Source organism: uncultured Desulfovibrio sp. (assembly GCF_949282365.1).
Taxonomy (GTDB): Bacteria; Desulfobacterota; Desulfovibrionia; order Desulfovibrionales; family Desulfovibrionaceae; genus Desulfovibrio.
In genome coordinates this window covers 145,597-162,930 of record NZ_CASDOY010000003.1, presented here as the reverse complement: position 1 = coordinate 162,930, position 17,334 = coordinate 145,597, and the positions used below count along the sequence as shown (strand labels likewise).

The following is a 17,334-nucleotide window of genomic DNA, read 5'->3' as shown; positions in this document are numbered from 1 at the left end:
GAACCCTAGAGCAATTTCAGTTTGAAATGCTTCGCATTTCCAACCATAAACCATACGGCCTGTCGTTTCGCGGAAAAAACGCGGTTTTTCCGCTCACTTTGGGCCGGGCGGCGCTGTGCCGCCGCCTCGCGTTTCACCTTTTTCAAAGTTGAAACGCTCTAATGAATCATTACAGGGCCGTTTTCCAGTGCTGTTTTAAGCCGCTGTTCAACCTCCTCAAGCCAGGCAGAAATATCTTCATCTGTTTTCAGCATGCGGCGAGGGATCTGAATAAACTGCGTCTGAGGTTCACACAGTTCAGCGGCTTCGCGGACGACGTTGTCAAAGCGGGCGGGCATGGCCGCCACGCGATCGGCAAACATCGAGAGATTGCAGCGGTCCAGCGTTGTCAGCACATCGCTGGCGGACTGCACCTCGACTTTCGGGCGGGCAGCATCATGCAAAGACTGCTCGGATAAAAGCTGATGACGTTGTTCAGGAGTCAGTTGTTGCCAGTTTGCATCACCCGACAGACGTTTCATCCCTTCTTCATGGCGCGCGGAATAGTCGTTTTGAAGCCGATTCAGTTCTTCGCGTAGCAGCTGTGTCAGACTGGCAAGCAAGGGAGCGACCGGGTCTGGTTCTTCAATCAGTAGACGCTGCTGTTTAATCGTCTCTACCTGTGCCTGTAGAGTTTCTGCGGATGAAAGGTTTGCGGCGTGAGCCATCAGGCATGTTACATCGTGCCAGCCGGGCCAGCGCTCGGCAATGCGCCGGCCAAGTGCGGTCCAGGTATCAATGTTGCTTCCCAGCTCTTCCCGCCGGTTGTAGAGGGCAAGTAGTTGTTCATTACCCGAGGCAAGACGAATATCGTCGAGGGAGGTAGTATCCGGTCGGGCCGGTTTTGGAGCCTCGCCGCCAGCCTTATCGGCAAGGTCCATCATGTGTTGCAGAAAGGGGGGCACACTTCCCAACTCTTCACCCTGCCTGGCTGCAATCTCGACCTTCTGCAACAATTTGCGGATCTGGATACGTTGCGCCGTTGAGACGGTCGCGGACTCCACTTTGAACAGCGTCTTGCCGATAGCTTTACGCTCCAGCTCCCTGGGGATTACGGCTTGTCCGCGCTCATCATGCGCTCTGAGCAGTCCGGCAACCAGCAGCACTTGCAAGCCGCCATCCACAGCGTCACGCGACCACCCATAAGGGGCAGATTCAAACTGCGCGCGGATGTCCCCCCCCTTTTTCCCGCCGGCAATAGAGCCAAGAATTGCTTTGCACACTGGGTTTTTCGCGGCCTCGCCGTCATCGCCCACAGCTTTGAGCGCATCGGGAGCGCCTTTCTGAGACTTTTCATAAACCTTGGACCACCCCGCATGATCAGCCATACGGAACTGAGGATAAAGCCGTTGCAGCGCGTTATTGGCGGCATCAAGCACCATATCCTGAAGATCGTTGCCGGGAATCTCATTGCCGCCTCCCTGAAACACACGGGCCCCGGAGAAGGCGTCTCCAAGCAGATCACGAATTTTGCCTTCCGCGTTCTGCTTAGTGGTTTCCATGGCTGCGCGGGCTTCGCTGCCTTCCGGGGTATTGGGCACGCCACGTTTATCCAGCGTCGCACTGGCGGCCTTGTACTCAATGAGGTAATGGCGAAGGTCATCGGCCGAACGCCGGGGGATGAACACAAAAACTGTTGGCGACTGATTGCCCGCCTGCCGCGCATCGGCCCGCACGGAGTTTTCATCAACACTCCAGCCATCGCGCACCCAGACGCAAATACGCCGCTCGGCGTCGGAGGGAAGCTGCGCGTCAAACACAAGGGAAATGTCGCGAGAGACCTTTGAGTCTCCCTGAATCAGTGAAAGCTTGTGCACCATCTCGCCAAAGCGTTTACGAATGCGGTCATCACGTTCGGCTTCAATACGATGAGCCTCGTTGGACAACGCCGCCTTCTGGCTCGCAAATTCGTCATTCCAGGCAGTACTTTCTTCTGTCTGAATGCGATATTCATCTCCCACCATCATCAGGAGAGAGCATTTGTCCAGCAGAGAGGGGAGCTTGCTCCGTAAATTACCACTGCCATGAGGCAGGTCCTCGATCAGCAGATCCGCCAGGGTATCAACAGTGGCGCGAATACCTATTTCATTGTTCTGGCTTTTGAGCTTATTGATAAGAAAGACCAGACCACAGGCGCGAGCCATAAGCTGCTCCTCTTCAGAGCCGTTATGCCAGCGCATGGTCATTTCGTAGACTTTGCGCGGCACCATTCTGGACTGGAGCAATTTGTCGGCGGAGTCAAAATAGAGATAGTCGGCCGCAACAACATGCCCAAGAGGTTCATTCAAATTTGTCTGAATGACCTTGTGGATCATGCTGAGCTGATTGCGGAGCTGACTGTCCGTGCCTGTCTGATCCAAAACCCGCAGCGTGTTTTCCCAAAAACGACGACGTACCGGCAGAATGGGATAATCCTGGGGAAAGTAGGATATGTCATCCTGTCGGTGTCCAATGGTTGTGCCCGCCAGATGCCGGGAAATTTCGCCCAGGTTGGATTGCATTATCTGTTCAATGGGCATTTTGGCTTCCGGCTTCTTGGCCAGAATAACCTGGCGAATAACAGCATCCACATCTGCATCGGAAAGTTCCACCCGGATAGTGAAACGTCCCTCAAGTTTCTTTAGATTACTGGTTCCGGTTACTGCTGTCTGGCCAGTGCCGATGAAAAGCAATTTGCCGCCAATATTCTTGCAGCAGGCCTCCACAGCCTCCTGAACAGCAATAGAGCGCTGACTATCTTCTCCGATATACTGTTGTACCTCATCGAGCACCACCAAGGTCAGCGGGAACTTCCCATCTTTTGTCAGGGCCTGCTGAATCGCCTTGAGCATATCATCGCTGGAAACATCCTCCACATAAGGATACAGATTATTCAACGTAGTGACACAGGATTCAGCAGAAGAAAATAGCTTGGGCTTGGTCTGAACAAGTGCTCTATGAAGACTCTCCGCCACATAAAAATTGTCCAGTTCTTCATCCCAGTCACAACCATTCTGCTCCACAGAAGAACGAACCTGGTCATAAATGCCCTCGCGTTTGAGCCACATAACAAAGCGGGCAACCGGATATTGCTCTGGCAGTCCCGCAGATTTGAAAATAATACCTAAAAGTGCCAATCGGACGCTGCCGCTTGCGCCGGCTCCCAATGTGCCGGACGCGGCGTGAAGCCCGCCGTGCCGTTTGGCCTGCGTACTCAGCTCTTTAAGACTATCCCGGATGCCTTGTGGCAAGTTGGCAATGCCACGCGCCGTAGCACCGTCCGCAAAAACCGTATCAACCCAAAGGGCACGCAGCATCTTGACAAGATGAGATTTACCGGAACCATAAAATCCGCTTACCCAGACTGCGGGCTGTTGTGCCTGGTCGATATTTTTGAGGTATGTCTCAAGGATATGTGACATACCTTTTTCATATTGCCCATCGCATACAAAGGTTTCCAGTTCATAGCGAAGGACGTTCAATGCCTGATCGCTGGTATCGTCGTTGACGTTCGCCACCCCCTCATTGACCAGTTTACGGGTGGCCGGGTCCTTCTGGTAAATATCGCGATTCGTCATCATAGCGTCCTCGTTCAATAATCCTTATCCGCAGAGATCGGCACGGCGAGATAGTTCCATCCATCATAGCCATCCAGGAGCCGATAGTTGTTATTTTCATAGCTGCCGGGGAAAAAGACCAGCAGTCGCCCTGTGACCAGCGGGGCCAGTTTGTCAACGACTTCTTTCACCTTCAAAAATCCAAAAATCGAACCGACGCCATTCATTGCCACAACGCTATTAGGAGAGCTGTCAGTTTCCTGAAGAAATATTTCGAACTGCTGAGAAAGAAATACAAGGTATTTCGGCAGGAGCGAGCGGAGCAAGTGCGGCTGCTGGAAATAGCTCTTAGCATATCTTTGCGAGGTGAGCCAGGTTGCAAAAGTATCCGTCAAATCAAAAAGAGCCCAGTCGTGCCCCGCTTGTCGTGTAACAAGTTCAAATTCATCGAGCTTGGCTCTCAAACTGCGTTCTTCGTTTTCTTTATAGATACAGAAGATTACACGCTGCGCCGCCGCGACATCATCGCGCCAGGGGACAGAAATATATTTGTTATAGGATTGTAACAACCGTTTAATTCTGCTCACAAAGCCTCTCCATTTCTTCTTGCTTGATAAGATTTGGAAAAAGCACCTCAATAACATCGCCAACACGCTTAACGCTAATCCACCCCTTGCAGGAGGCTTCTTCGGCAAGTTCTACAGCTTTCATGCAGGAACAATCAAGAATTTTGATATACTCTGTTTGAAAAAGCAAATTTCCACGTACCCCGGTAAGGTAACCAAGGAACAACGCATAAGCGACACTTCCGGCGGTTGCACGTGCGCAAGATCGTACCTTTTTCGAACGTCCCTGAAGGTGTCCCGATTTGGTCCATGTTGAATTTATATTTTGCGCTGTTGATTTCAACGTGGCATTGCTAAATCGTCCAGGCTCCTGAGCGTCGATATAGTCTTCAAGAGATTCTCGTTGAATAACTGCACCTTCTGGACATTTCAAAATAAACTGTGCGGAAGATCGAAATATGGTATCACGAGCATATACACAAAGCATTGCTAATAATGGTTGACCATCAACATCGCGATGCCAAAAATAGAGAAGTGTCCGAAAAAGAACATTGTTTTTATCAAGCGAGTAGAGTTCGACAAGATGCCGATATGTGAGCATACGGGTTTTAGCAGAACGCTTACCAAGACAGTTCTCATCCATAATTGCTTGAAGGTAGGAATCCTTTTCAGCATCAGACCGTTCAACATGAGACAGTAAAACTCTTAAGTCCTCAAGCATCATTGTGCGGGACGTATGAGCGCCTCCGCGTTCAAAGCTGAATCCGAATCGAGATAAATATTTATTCTTTTCCGTCAAATCCATCAAAAAACTCTTTTATTGCTCTTTTGAAGGGCTTTTTAGTCTCGCCTTTGATTTATTAACTATATACTTTTGCCGTCAACCCCGCAATCCGTTCCGCCTGTTTGCGGTGCATCCAGAGCGAAAGCGGACGGTGCAAATCGCCTGAACAGGAACTTTTCATAAAAGGCAACAGTCCGTTCTCCTTTGGCGTCCACCAGAAAGATTGCCCAGGTCAGCTCGTTGCAGCAGCTGCGACGCAGGGCAGCCAGGACAAGCAGGCTCCCCATATGCTGACCTTGAAAGGCGGAAGCCACGGCAAGGCGTCCAAGGCGTATGGCCGGAACAGCAGGATAACGCGGCATGCGGCGAGCCTCGGCTTCCGGTATATTCGTCAGAAGCACCGAGGCCGCCGCCAGTGTGTAAAAGCCGATGACCTTGTCGGGAGTCTGCGTGTCGCTGGCAATAACAACAGTCGCAAAGCCCCGCTTTTGATCCTGTCCGGCCTGCATTCGCCAATAGACATCCAGATTCTTGTTTCCGCAGCTAAAGCCGTCGCGCGACAGCCCCACAGGCAGCAGACGAAAAAGCAGATTCAGCGGCTTTCCACCCGCTACGCGTATTCGGATGACAGCTTTTCAAGCAAGGACGACGGGGCTTCCGTTTCTTCCGACAGCAGCGCGGCGGCAAGGGTACGCTGATCTTCAGAGCGCAAGGCGCACAAGCGACTGCTCCGCAATGACCTGCCCCGCCTTTTCCAGCGCCGCCGCAATCAGAAAATCGGTGCGGGTGCGCCCCTGCATGGCGGCGGCACGGTCTATGGTCTCGCGTACAGACAAGGGGATCCAGGCATCAATACGCGACATGGGAATATCTGTAGTCAAAGACATGGCTTTCCTCCTTACTGATTGAATACGGAATTTATCCGTACAAGGCAAGCATCCTTGAGTGGGCTGTATATCCGTGTCCCCCGCTTCTCCGTCCGTCACACCCGCAAAAGTGCCGAAAGCGGGAAGGCGGTCAAGGCTTCCCCTGCGGGCCGCTGCGCGGGCCTTGACCGCCTTCCCTTGCTTCCGGCAATAAATACTCGCGGGCGACGGACGAGGAAGCCTCCGGCGGGGGCTCTGTCAAAGGAATCTGGCGACTGATTGCCACCAGACAGCGAGAATCTGACGCAGTAGGAATTGACGGCAGAAACGCCTGCTCATGGGAAATAGCAGGCTTTTCTGAGCGTCCAGAGATGTGCAAAAAAATATTTTCAGATTTTTTACCGTATTGAGGTATCTGGAGAGGTATTGCAGTTGAAAACTTAATAAAAACTTATAAAAATCAGTGTATTATATTGACAGGGCTTATCCCCTTGGGGACGCCAACAAGAAGGAAATAAGGCACTTGCAGCAATGCAGGTGCCTTTTTCGTTGTGGGGCAAATCTGCCCCACTATCCGCCCCGCAAGAAAAATTTTTTTTACGATATTCCAAAAATTTTGTATTCGATGAAGACGCTTCAACGTCATTCCTTCCCTGTCTGATTTTCTTTTGCATCTTTTGTCAAACAGGTCGATGATGGCGGCACATCTTTTTCTTCCTGATGGCAATATTCGCAATGTTCTTCATGCGATTCCTCGACTCGCAACATGCGATAGCCTACCCCGACATGCGTCTTGATATAGCAGCATTGCCCCGAAGTCTTTTCCAGCTTTTTGCGCAGCGTTGCCATGAACACTCGCAGGGATGGGAGGTTCTGATCCAGCGAACTTCCCCACACGGATTTCAGGATATATTTGTATGTCAGGACTTTGCCGACATTGCGGGCCAAGAGACACAACAGTTTGTATTCCATGGGGGCCAGATGAATTTCCGTTCCTGCCACAGTAACGCTGCCGGCGGCGTAATCCAGGGACAGGACTCCGTTGACAAAGGTGCTTTTGTCTTCTTCCGACCGGCTTCGCGTATAGCGCACCCGGCGCAGGGCCGCACGCACGCGGGCCAGCAGCTCGTCCACGCTGAAGGGCTTGGTCAGGTAGTCGTCGGCACCGGCATCCAGAGCCGCAATCTTGTCATCCTCCTCGCTGCGTGCACTGACCACGATGATGAACATCATGCTCCAGCGGCGTACCGTCCTGATGAGCTCCACCCCGTCCATATCCGGCAGCCCCAGATCCAGTAAAACAACATCTGGACTATTGCGGGTGATTTCCGCGATGGCCGCCCGTCCCGTGGAAACCGTGACATGCTCCAGTTGCTGCTGTTCCAGAGTGGTGGATACCAGCGAGCGAATTGCCTTGTCGTCTTCCACTATCAATATCCGTTCCTGCGGGGTCTCGGCTCCATCTTCATAGGGGGCTGTCATGCCTGCTCCTTCCTGAGAACCTGCGAAGACTCTCCAAGTTCTCGTCGCAAGTTAAAAAAGAAGACCGTACCATGCGGCCTGTTTTCCCGAATGCCGATCTCACCGCCCATGGCCCGGACGATGCTGCGGCAAAGGGCCAGACCGATGCCCATACCTCTTCTGCCGTCCGCCTTGCCGGCACTGGTCGTATAGAACATTTCGAACACATGCTCCCGCTCTGCCGGAGGAATGCCGCAGCCCTCATCGGCCACTTCCAGCACCACATCGTCCCCGCGGGCAAAGCTCCTGACCGTGATGGATGTTTCAGGATCGGAATGCTGGATGGCGTTATTCAGCAGATTGACGAGCACCTGGACGGTCAGACGTACATCCATATGCGCCAGCAGCAGCTCCTCCGGAAATTCCGTCCGCAGCGTCCGTCTGCCTGCGCGTTGGCGTACAGCCTGCAGGGCCTCCTGCACCACATCCTCCACCACCTCCGCTTCCATGCGCAACGCAAACTTGTTCTGCTCCAACCGTGTCAGGGAAAGGATGTTCTCCACCATGGAAACGAGGTAGCGGGCATCCTCACCAATGGCCTCGGCCAGTTCCCGGCGATTTTCCGCAGGCAGATAATCAGCGTTGGCTGCCAGCATTCCCGCATTGCCGCAAATGGAAGTCAGGGGAGTACGCAAATCATGCGAAATCGTCCGCAGAACGTCTGCCCGCAACTTTTCCTGGCGAGCATTGGCCCGGATCTCTTCATTGGCGTGCAACAACCGAGTCTTTTCAATGGCCAGGGCGCATTCGCCGCTCAGCGCGCTTACCAGATTATTGTCGATAATGTCATTGAGCTTTTCCTGCCCCGCAGATACAAAGCCCAGCACGGCAAAAACCCCGCTCTGGCCGCTGATCGGGATATAGCGGCAGCGGGCCCCGGAAAGCGTATCGGTTCCGTTCCCGGCACTCTTGTTGTTTTTGGCCACCCAGCGGGCCACGCTTTTTTCTTCCGAAGCCCCCGTAAGGGTCGCCACGGAACCGCGGACATCCCGACCGCCAGACGGGACGCAATAGATCTCTGCCGGTTGCAGCTCCCCTTTGCGAACCGGATAGCAGATAACATGACAGCCCAGTATGGAGCGCAACTGTCCGGCAAGCTCGGTCAGCATGGCATCTTCGCTGGAAGCCTGCTGCAACTTGCGGCTGCCTGTCAGCAAAAGCTCGTTGTACAGGGCCCTGCGCTGGCTCTGCCTGGCATGGCTGTGAGCCCGGCTCGTCAGGGTGCTGGCCGAAAACACCGCCAGGAACATGAAGGCAAACGTGACCAGATAGCTGATGTCATAGACAGTGAAGCTGTAGAACGGCGGCACGAAGAACCAGTCGAACAGCAGCACGCTGATGGCGGATGCCGCCACGCCATACCAGGGGCCCACAGTCAAGGCCGCCGTCAGCAGTACGCCGAACATGTACACGCTTGTCAGACCGATGTCATGTACGCCGCCAACGCGCAGCAGCCAGCTCAGGAAGGTGCAGCCTGCCAGGATAAGTGCCGTGATCCCCCATTGGCGGCCTGAAGCCGGCGCTGTGCCGAACAGGCTGACCAAGAGGTTTTTATGAATGCTGCGAGCCTGCCGCAGCCGCTTGAGCGTTCGCGCGTCGGGGATGATATAGGTATCTATCTCCGGTGCCAGCTCGGCAAGCCGTTCCACCAGGGTCGGTTTGCTGTGGAACAGGCCCTTGCTCGCGGGCGAGCGGCCTATCACGATCTTGCTGACGCCATTGAGCCGGGCGTATTCGGCGATGAGCCCGGGGATGTCCCGCCCCAAGGATCTGACGACGGTGGCGCCAAGCTGTTCCGCCAGTTTGGCATTGCCCAGCAGCGCGGAATCCGTGCCGGCCCGCGCTTCCTCGGTACGGATGTGGAGCGCGGTAAAATCGGCATGGAAGGCCTCGGCCATGCGGGCCGCCGTTCGGATGACGCGGGCGTTGCTGGGTGCGCCGGAAAGACAGATGAGGATATGTTCTTTGACGACCCGCCGTTTCTGGCCCAATTGAGAGCTTTCTTCACGCGCCAGATGGTTGACCCGGTCGGCCATGCGACGCAAGGCGATCTCGCGCAGGCCGGTCAGGTTGCCGGGGAGAAAAAAGTTCTCCAGCGCCCGGACGGCCTGTTTTTCGCGATAAATTTTCCCTTCCTTGAGGCGCAGGACGAGTTCCTGGGGCTCGATGTCCACCAGTTCCACCTGGTCGGCCCTGTCGAACACGCCATCAGGCAGACGCTCGCGCACGACAACGCCTGTGATGGACGCCACCAGATCATTGAGGCTCTCCAGATGCTGGACATTGACCGTCGTCCAGACCGAGATCCCTGCCTGCAGGACTTCCTCCACATCCTGATACCGCTTCAGGTTGCGGCTGCCGGCGGCATTCGTATGGGCCAGCTCGTCAACCAGCAGGACATCAGGCTTGCGGGCCAGGGCCGCATCCACATCCAGTTCATGAAGCTCCACGCTCCGGTAGGTTATCTTGAGCAGCGGCAACCGCTCCAGGCCTCTCACCAAAGCAGCCGTCTCGGGCCGGGGATGTGGCTCGATATAACCGGCTACGACATCCACGCCCTGCTTTTGGGCCGCATGCGCGGCCTCCAGCATGGCATATGTCTTGCCGACGCCGGCCGCATAGCCGAAAAATATCTTTAATTGTCCCCGGGAAGGCCGGGGATGGATGCTTTCCAGGGACATTGTGCACCTTTCACTTTATGCAGGTAAAAAACAACAGGGCATGGCGCGGCAGCTTGCTGTCCGGCATTCCCTCCTGCATGTTAAAAATAAGGCAAGAGTCGCGTCCCGGCATTGTTACCGGGACGCGACTACCGCCCTCGTGCGGCAGCAGAGGTATGCCGCACGGGATCTTCCTACTGCCTGCCGGCAAGCAAGCCGAGTTCCTTGGCGATATCCAGATTGACCAGCAGGACGTTGACGGTCTCGCCACCGAAAACACCGAGGAATTTGCCCTGTGTGTGCTTTTTGACGATATCTTTCAGATGATTTTCTGACAAGTTCGTCGCTTTGACCAGAGCAGGGATCTGGACAGCAGCGGACGCAGGGCTGATGTACGGCTCAAGACCGGAACCCGGCGCAGTCAGCAGATCTGTAGGAATGTCTTCTTTTTTGACATCAGGGTTGGCTTCCAGGAAAGCCGCCATGTCTTTTTTCACACGTTCGACCAGCGCGGGATTGGTAGCCGCAAGGTTCTGGGAACCGGAAGCCACACCGGCATAGCTGCCGCTGTCTTTATCGGCCTGGGTGTAGGTATTGTAACTGACAGCCGAAGGACGGCATTTCATGAAACGGGGGTCCGTGAAATCCTGGCCTACCAGACGGGAGCCCACAGCCTGTCCGTTGACGGTTACCAGACTGCCGGCAGCCTGATGCGGGAAAAAAGCCTGGCCGAGACCCGTCATGAGTAGCGGATAGGCCAGGCCGCAGATCAGCATCAGTACGAGAGTCAGCATGAGGGGTTTGTATATTGCGCGCAGCAGAGAAAACATTTTGGTCTCCTGTTCCGCACAGGGGCGGAGGAACGTTGAAAGCGTAATCGCCGTTGGCGGCCGCTCCCCCGGGATCGGCCGCAGGTACCATGTTACATGCCGAGACCGGCCAGGAAGGGGCTGATGGCAAGGTCGATGAGCTTGATGCCCGCGAAGGGAACGGCCACGCCGCCAAGGCCGTAAACCAGCATGTTGCGGGTCAGCATCTTTTCAGCCCGCATGGGCTTGTAGGGGACGCCGCGCATGGCCAGAGGGATCAGGCAGGGGATGATGACGGCATTGAAAACGAGGGCCGACAGGATGGCGCTGAGCGGAGTGGCCAGCCCCATGACGTTCAGGACGCTCATCTGCGGGAAGACCACCATGAACATGGCCGGGATGATGGCAAAGTATTTGGCGATGTCGTTGGCGATGCTGAAGGTCGTCAGCGAACCGCGGGTGATGAGGAGCTGCTTGCCGATCTCCACCACATCCAGCATCTTGGTCGGATCGGAATCCAGGTCCACCATATTGGCGGCTTCCTTGGCGGCCTGCGTGCCGCTATTCATGGCGATGCCCACATTGGCCTGAGCCAGGGCGGGAGCGTCATTGGTGCCGTCGCCGGTCATGGCGACGATCTTGCCGGCGGCCTGCTCGGACTTGATGGCGCGGATCTTGTCCTCGGGCTTGCATTCGGCGATGAAGCTATCCACGCCGGCTTCCTGGGCGATGGTGGCGGCTGTCAGGGGGTTGTCGCCGGTGCACATGATGGTCTTGATGCCGATGGCCCGCAGGCGGGCAAAGCGTTCCACCAGACCGGCCTTGATGGTGTCCTTGAGGTAGATGACGCCAAGGATGCGGTTATTGACGGAAACGACCAGAGGCGTGCCGCCCTTTTCAGCCACAAAGTTGACGCTGGTTTCCAGCTCGAAGGGCACCCGACCGCCCTGCCCGCTCACAAAGGCCCGGATGGCGTCGGCGGCCCCCTTGCGGATACGGGTGCCGTCGGGCAGATCCGTACCGCTCATGCGGGTCTGGGCGGTGAAGGGCATGAAGTTCAGCTCGCCGTCCGGGGCTTTGCACTTGCCGATCAGTTTCTCGCCCAGCTCAACGATGGACTTGCCTTCAGGCGTATCGTCTTCCAGCGAACACAATACGGCATAGCGGACAAGTTCGTTCCTGTCCGTCCCGTCCACGGGCAGGAAGTCGGAAGCCATGCGATTGCCGTAGGTGATGGTGCCGGTCTTGTCCAGGATCATGGTGTCCACATCGCCGCAAACTTCCACGGCCTTGCCGGACAGGGCAATGACGTTGAAGCGGGCCACACGGTCCATGCCGGCGATACCGATGGCGGAAAGCAGGCCGCCGATGGTGGTGGGGATCAGGCAGACGGTCAGGGCCACCAGCGTGGAGATGGGCAGGGTCACGCCGCTGTAGCGGGCCATGGGGTACAGACTGACCACCACGATGAGGAAGATGATGGTCAGGCTGACCAACAGGGTGTTCAGGGCAATCTCGTTTGGCGTTTTTTGGCGGGAAGCGCCTTCCACCAGGGAGATCATCTTGTCCAGAAATGATTCGCCGGGGTTGGACGTGATCCGGATTTTTAGCCAGTCGCTGACCACGGTGGTGCCGCCGGTCACGGAGCAGAAATCGCCGCCGCTTTCCTTGAAGACGGGCGCGGATTCACCGGTGATGGCGGATTCGTCCACCGAAGCCACGCCTTCCACCACGTCGCCGTCGTTGGGGATCAATTCGCCGGCGTTGACCAGCACCAGATCGCCCTTTTTCAGTTCGCCGGCGTTGACGAGCTTTTCGGAGCCGTCTTCGCACAGCAGACGGGCCTGCATATCGCGCCGGGTCTTCTTCAGGCTCTGGGCCTGGGCCTTGCCGCGTCCTTCGGCCACGGCTTCGGCGAAGTTGGCGAACAGCAGGGTCACCAGCAGGATGGCCGAAACGATGATGTTGTACGTCCGCAGGTGTTCGCCGCCTTCGCCGCCAAAGAGATGGGGGGAGAAACACAGCAGCAGGGTCACGAAAAAGCCGACTTCCACCACGAACATGACAGGGTTGCGCATCATGTACAGCGGGTTCAGCTTGATAAAGGCGTTCACAAGGGAGGACGTGAGGATATCCGCAGTGATGAAAGCGGTTTTTCTTTTATTGCTCATGGGTTGAATCCTCCTAGCCCCACAGGATCATATGTTCCGCGACAGGGCCCAGGATAAGCGCGGGAAAGAAGGTCAGCGCGGCGATGATCATCACGACCATGAACAGGGAGATCGTGAAGGTGCCGCTGTCGGTGCAGAGCGTACCGGCGGATTCGCTGACCGCCTGCTTGGCCATGAGCGATCCCGCGATGGCCAGCGCCAGGACGATGGACAGGTAGCGGCCAAAGAACATGGCCAGACCGGCGGTGACATTCCAGAAGACCGAGTTGTCGGCCAGGCCTTCAAAACCGGAACCGTTGTTGGCTGCCGAGGAGGCGTACTCGTACAGCACCTGGCTCAAACCATGAGGGCCGGGATTGGTGATGCCGGCCAGACCGTCAGGCACGGACACCGCCAGGGCGGAGAAGCCCAGAATCAGCAGAGGGTGGATGATGATGCACAGGGCCGTCAGTTTCATCTCCCGACCTTCGACCTTCTTGGCCAGATATTCGGGAGTGCGCCCCACCATCAGGCCGCAGATGAAGACCGTCAGGATCACATAGAGCAGCATGTTGACCAGCCCCACGCCTTCGCCGCCGAAGACGAGGTTGAGCATCATGTTGAACAGGGGCACCATGCCGCCAAGGGGGGTCAGGGTGTCGTGCATGTTGTTGACCGTCCCCGTGGTGAATGAGGTCGTCACCGTGGTGAACAGGGACGACTGGGCGATGCCGAAACGCAGTTCCTTGCCTTCCATGCTGCCCATGTCCTGGCTCAGGCCGGCCTGTTCCAGCCGGGGGTTGCCGGCCAATTCGGACAGGTAGCAGACAGAAAGCCCGATAAGGAAGATGGCGAACATGACCGCGAACACGGGACGGGCCTCACTGCCCATACTCCAGCTTCTTGTCTCTCCGCTCTTTTTGCGGCGGTCACGCACCATCAGGCCGAACATCACGACAAAGGCGCCGGGAAGCAGCATCATGGAAAGCATTTCCAGCATGCTGGTAAACACGGTGGGGTTTTCCAGCGGAGTCGTGGAATTGGCCCCCAGGAAACCGCCCCCGTTGGTGCCCAGGTGCTTGATGCTGACCAGGGAGGCTATGGGCCCCATGGCGATATCCTGATATTTGCCTTCGATGGTCTGCACGGTCACATTGGCAGAGAAGTTTTGGGGGCAGCCCTGCCACACCAGCACGAGGGCAACGACGATGGACAGCGGGAGCAGCACACGGGTAATGTTGCGTACCAGATCCCGGTAGAAGTTGCCCAGGCCCACCCCCTGATCGGCCAGGCCGCGCACAAAGGCCATGACCACTGCGCCACCCGTGGCGGCAGAGGTGAACATCATGTAAATGATGACCACCATCTGGCTCAGGTAGGACAGGCCGGACTCACCGGAATAATGCTGGAGGTTGGTGTTTGTCATGAAGCTGATGATGGTGTTGAACGACAAACTGGCTTCCATGCCCCCAATGCCGTTGGGATTGAAGAAGGGGATGAACTGGATGCGCAGGATCAGATAGCCGACAAAGATCATCGCCGCGTTGGTCGCCAGCAGGGCCAGCACATATTGCTTCCAGTTCATGTCACAGTCATCTATACCGCAGATGCGGTAGATGATGCCGTCAAACCTGTCGAACACAGGGTCACAAAACGTCTTTTGATTGGTGGCGATGTGATAAAGATATTTCCCCACCGGAAAAATCACGGCCACAAAGACAGCCAAAAACAGTGCGAACTCAAGCATCGTTCTTGTCCTCTCGGCGTTAAAATTTTTCCGGATTGGCCAGTGCATACGTCAGGTACAGCGCCAGGGCCAGAATCAGGATTCCAAGCAACAACATGATACGCTCCTATTCCTTGTCCCCTTGGGCGTCGCACCAGGCAGCCAGCGCTACGACAAGAAGAAAACAGACGATCAGTGTTCCCGTCATGACAAAATCCATTTCAACCGCTCCTTTGTACATTGCAGCATATCTGCAACCTGTCTGTCCGACGAACGCGTTCATGGCAGACACAGGGAACGGGTAGCAAGACAGAGATAAAAATAGTGTAAAAAAATGGGATCAGATATTAAAAATATATAAAAATGATCCTCAGCCCATCTGAAAAACTCGGGATGCGACTTGCGGGCATCAGGTGATGCCCACTCGCAAATAAAAGATGTCAGACTGCCCCTCCCGGCATGGCAGTAGCTGGAGCTATTCGAGCGTGCTACCTTTGAAAAAGGTAAGGGGCTGTCCTAGCTAAGGGGAATTAGCCAGGACAGCCCCTACTTTTTTGGCCGGCCCATCCGCTGACACCCCGCAGCGGCAGGCAGGCAGTGCCTCCAGACGTGTCGTGACCTCTGCGGAGGACGGACAGGATACCTTGAGCCGCTGAGGCAGATGGCCGCCACCCTTCATGGCGGGCCCTTTTGGCCGCGCATCATGCCTTTGTAAAATCCCCGTCCCGGGTTTACCATCAGAGCGCACCTATCCGGCGGCACAGGGCCTGCTGCCAGCCCCACCCCCGTCACCACAACCGTCATCCCCATGCCGCAGACAGCCGCCCAGCACACCCCCCTCGTCATCTCCGCCAGCCGCGCCACGGATATCCCCGCCTTCCACGGGGACTGGTTCATGGCCCGGCTGCGGGCGGGCTTCTGCCGCCGGCGCAATCCCTTCAACAGCCGGCAGGAAAGCATCATCTCCTTTGCGCGCACCCGCGTCTTCGTCTTCTGGAGCAAGCATCCCGCGCCCTTCGTGCCGCATCTGGCGGAGATCGCGGCCACGGGGCGGCAGTTCTACTTCCAGCATACCCTCAATGATTACGAGGCCGAGGGCCTGGAGCCCGGTCTGCCCTCCCTGCAGCGCCGTCTGGACGGTTTCAAACGACTGGCGGACACGCTCGGCCCGCAGCGCGTCGTCTGGCGTTGCGATCCCCTCATCCTGGGCGGCGGCCTGGGCGTGGAACGCCTGCTGGAGCGCCTGGACCGGCTGGGGCGGGAGCTTGCCCCGTACACGGAAAAGCTCGTCTTCAGTTTCGTGGACATGTACCGCAAGACCGCCACGGCCCTGCGCAGGCTCGATCCCGGCTACCGCGCGCCCACGGCGGACGAGATGCGGGAGCTGGCCCGGGGCATCGCCGCCCTGAACCGGGGCTGGCCGCACCGGCTGGAACTGGCCACCTGCGCCGAAGGCCTGGACCTGAGCGCCTTGGGCATCCGCAAGAACAGATGCATCGACGCTGCCCTTATCCGTCGCCTTTGCCCGCAGGATGAACTGGTGCAGGCCGAACTGGCCCCCCGGCGGCAGCTTTCCCTCCTGCCCGGCTTGGAAGCGGCCCCGTCCGTCCCCCGGGACACGGGCCAGCGGCCGGACTGCGGCTGCATGCCCAGCAAGGACATCGGCGCCTACGATACCTGCCCGCATTTCTGCGTCTACTGCTATGCCAACCGCTCGGAACGGGCGGTGCGTGCCAACCTGCAACGCTGCCGCCGGCATCCCGGAGAGCGGGAGAGCCTGCTGCCCTAGCTCCCGTAGCCTTGCGGACCGGGCTTCTGGCGCACGCCCTGCCCTTCGGCATGCCGGGCCGTGGGCAAGGACGCGGGCCGCTGCCGCCCGCAGCCTGCCGGCGTCCCTGTTTGCGGTTTGCGCCATTTCCGTCCACGCTTTGCCGCCCCCTGCCCGCCCCCTTGCGCAACAGGGCGATTTTCTGCATCCTTGTGGCCTCGTTCCCGGTCGTCATCTCTGTTTTTTCGGCAGGATATTTTTATGGAGACAATCCGCTGGCACATGAGCCCCGCCGCCATCGAGCAGGAGAGCTTCCGCCGCATCGAGGCGGAATGCGATCTGCACCGCACCCTGCCCGCTCCCTACTGGCGTGTGGCACGCCGCCTCATCCACACCACGGCGGACATCAGCATCGCGGACACACTGGTCTTCCGTCACGATCCGGTAACGGCCGGTCTGGCGGCCCTGCGCCGCAAGGCGCCCGTCTTTTGCGATTCACAGATGCTGCGTTCCGGCATTTCCCTGCCCAGGCTGCGCGGCCTCCATCCGGCTTACGGTCCGGAAGACCTGCACTGCCACATCGCGGACCCCGACGTGGTGGAGCGCGCCCGCGCCCTGGGCCAGACCCGTGCCCTGTGCAGCGCGGAAAAGGCCCGCCCCCTGCTGGACGGCGGCATCGTGCTCATCGGCAACGCGCCGCTGGCCCTGGCCCGCATCGCCCGCTACATCCTTGAGGACGGTATCCGCCCGGCGCTGGTGGTGGGCATGCCCGTGGGCTTCGTGAACGTGGTGGAATCCAAGCAGCTGCTGGCCCGCTGCCCTGTGCCCCAGATCGTGCTGGAGGGCCGTCGCGGCGGCAGCGCCCTGGCCGTCACCACCCTGCACGCCATCATGGAGAGCGCCTAGACC

General features: G+C 57.4%; 14 protein-coding genes. 3 read left to right on the top strand and 11 right to left on the bottom strand.

The window, feature by feature from the left end:
• Positions 1-158 precede the first annotated feature (158 nt).
• From brxC to Q1X76_RS10085, 4 genes are read right to left on the bottom strand one after another with little or no spacing between them, the layout of a single operon-like run.
• A complete protein-coding gene (gene brxC / locus Q1X76_RS02215) occupies positions 159-3,599 on the bottom strand; it encodes a BREX system P-loop protein BrxC (protein ID WP_300717793.1) in 3,441 nt (1,146 codons plus the stop codon).
• An 11-nt stretch (positions 3,600-3,610) separates the two neighbouring features.
• Positions 3,611-4,162 (bottom strand): BREX protein BrxB domain-containing protein, encoded by a 552-nt coding sequence (locus Q1X76_RS02210; RefSeq protein ID WP_300717791.1) that lies wholly within the window; start codon positions 4,160-4,162, stop codon positions 3,611-3,613.
• Positions 4,149-4,946, bottom strand: coding sequence for a hypothetical protein (locus Q1X76_RS02205; protein ID WP_300717790.1), 798 nt, complete (start codon positions 4,944-4,946; stop codon positions 4,149-4,151). The genes Q1X76_RS02210 and Q1X76_RS02205 overlap by 14 nt, the downstream gene beginning before the upstream one ends.
• A gap of 59 nt (positions 4,947-5,005) precedes the next feature.
• On the bottom strand, positions 5,006-5,326 hold the full coding sequence (locus Q1X76_RS10085; RefSeq protein WP_366140961.1) for a GNAT family N-acetyltransferase: 321 nt from the start codon (positions 5,324-5,326) through the stop codon (positions 5,006-5,008).
• Between Q1X76_RS10085 and Q1X76_RS02200 the strand changes: the two genes are divergently transcribed.
• Positions 5,213-5,623 carry a hypothetical protein gene (locus Q1X76_RS02200; RefSeq protein ID WP_300717788.1) on the top strand — a complete coding sequence of 137 codons (411 nt, stop codon included), beginning with the start codon at positions 5,213-5,215 and terminating at the stop codon, positions 5,621-5,623. The two genes, Q1X76_RS10085 and Q1X76_RS02200, sit on opposite strands and share 114 nt — an antisense overlap.
• A 3-nt stretch (positions 5,624-5,626) precedes the next feature.
• On the opposite strand, the gene Q1X76_RS02195 is transcribed toward Q1X76_RS02200, so the two are convergent.
• The 7 genes from Q1X76_RS02195 to kdpF all read right to left on the bottom strand — a co-directional run bounded on the left by Q1X76_RS02195 (position 5,627) and on the right by kdpF (position 14,775).
• A complete protein-coding gene (locus Q1X76_RS02195) occupies positions 5,627-5,812 on the bottom strand; it encodes a DUF1778 domain-containing protein (RefSeq protein ID WP_300717787.1) in 186 nt (61 codons plus the stop codon).
• A gap of 621 nt (positions 5,813-6,433) precedes the next feature.
• Entirely contained in the window at positions 6,434-7,273 is an 840-nt protein-coding gene (locus Q1X76_RS02190; RefSeq protein WP_300717785.1) for a response regulator transcription factor, read from the bottom strand.
• Positions 7,270-9,993, bottom strand: coding sequence for a sensor histidine kinase KdpD (locus tag Q1X76_RS02185; RefSeq protein WP_300717784.1), 2,724 nt, complete (start codon positions 9,991-9,993; stop codon positions 7,270-7,272). The genes Q1X76_RS02190 and Q1X76_RS02185 overlap by 4 nt, the downstream gene beginning before the upstream one ends.
• Positions 9,994-10,166: 173 nt before the next feature.
• A complete protein-coding gene (locus Q1X76_RS02180) occupies positions 10,167-10,802 on the bottom strand; it encodes a K(+)-transporting ATPase subunit C (protein WP_300717782.1) in 636 nt (211 codons plus the stop codon).
• A 92-nt stretch (positions 10,803-10,894) separates the two neighbouring features.
• The gene (gene kdpB, locus Q1X76_RS02175) at positions 10,895-12,952 is read right to left on the bottom strand and encodes a potassium-transporting ATPase subunit KdpB (protein ID WP_300717780.1); all 2,058 of its coding nucleotides are present in this window, start codon (positions 12,950-12,952) and stop codon (positions 10,895-10,897) included.
• A gap of 13 nt (positions 12,953-12,965) precedes the next feature.
• Positions 12,966-14,678 carry a potassium-transporting ATPase subunit KdpA gene (gene kdpA, locus Q1X76_RS02170; protein ID WP_300717778.1) on the bottom strand — a complete coding sequence of 571 codons (1,713 nt, stop codon included), beginning with the start codon at positions 14,676-14,678 and terminating at the stop codon, positions 12,966-12,968.
• A 19-nt stretch (positions 14,679-14,697) separates the two neighbouring features.
• Entirely contained in the window at positions 14,698-14,775 is a 78-nt protein-coding gene (kdpF, locus tag Q1X76_RS10080; protein WP_366140960.1) for a K(+)-transporting ATPase subunit F, read from the bottom strand.
• 690 nt (positions 14,776-15,465) lie between these two features.
• On the opposite strand from kdpF, the gene Q1X76_RS02165 reads away from it, so the two are divergent.
• Positions 15,466-16,446 carry a DUF1848 domain-containing protein gene (locus Q1X76_RS02165; RefSeq protein WP_300717776.1) on the top strand — a complete coding sequence of 327 codons (981 nt, stop codon included), beginning with the start codon at positions 15,466-15,468 and terminating at the stop codon, positions 16,444-16,446.
• A 240-nt stretch (positions 16,447-16,686) separates the two neighbouring features.
• Positions 16,687-17,331, top strand: a complete 645-nt coding sequence (locus Q1X76_RS02160; protein WP_300717774.1) for a precorrin-8X methylmutase — start codon at positions 16,687-16,689, stop codon at positions 17,329-17,331.
• Positions 17,332-17,334: the final 3 nt, after the last annotated feature.

Coding starts and splice junctions, on each gene's coding strand:
- brxC (WP_300717793.1), bottom strand. CDS start 3,599: ATGATGACGAATCGCGATATTTACCAGAAGGACCCGGCCACCCGTAAA.
- Q1X76_RS02205 (WP_300717790.1), bottom strand. CDS start 4,946: ATGGATTTGACGGAAAAGAATAAATATTTATCTCGATTCGGATTCAGC.
- Q1X76_RS02200 (WP_300717788.1), top strand. CDS start 5,213: ATGCTGACCTTGAAAGGCGGAAGCCACGGCAAGGCGTCCAAGGCGTAT.
- Q1X76_RS02195 (WP_300717787.1), bottom strand. CDS start 5,812: ATGTCTTTGACTACAGATATTCCCATGTCGCGTATTGATGCCTGGATC.
- Q1X76_RS02190 (WP_300717785.1), bottom strand. CDS start 7,273: ATGACAGCCCCCTATGAAGATGGAGCCGAGACCCCGCAGGAACGGATA.
- Q1X76_RS02185 (WP_300717784.1), bottom strand. CDS start 9,993: ATGTCCCTGGAAAGCATCCATCCCCGGCCTTCCCGGGGACAATTAAAG.
- Q1X76_RS02180 (WP_300717782.1), bottom strand. CDS start 10,802: ATGTTTTCTCTGCTGCGCGCAATATACAAACCCCTCATGCTGACTCTC.
- kdpB (WP_300717780.1), bottom strand. CDS start 12,952: ATGAGCAATAAAAGAAAAACCGCTTTCATCACTGCGGATATCCTCACG.
- kdpA (WP_300717778.1), bottom strand. CDS start 14,678: ATGCTTGAGTTCGCACTGTTTTTGGCTGTCTTTGTGGCCGTGATTTTT.
- kdpF (WP_366140960.1), bottom strand. CDS start 14,775: ATGTTGTTGCTTGGAATCCTGATTCTGGCCCTGGCGCTGTACCTGACG.
- Q1X76_RS02165 (WP_300717776.1), top strand. CDS start 15,466: ATGCCGCAGACAGCCGCCCAGCACACCCCCCTCGTCATCTCCGCCAGC.
- Q1X76_RS02160 (WP_300717774.1), top strand. CDS start 16,687: ATGGAGACAATCCGCTGGCACATGAGCCCCGCCGCCATCGAGCAGGAG.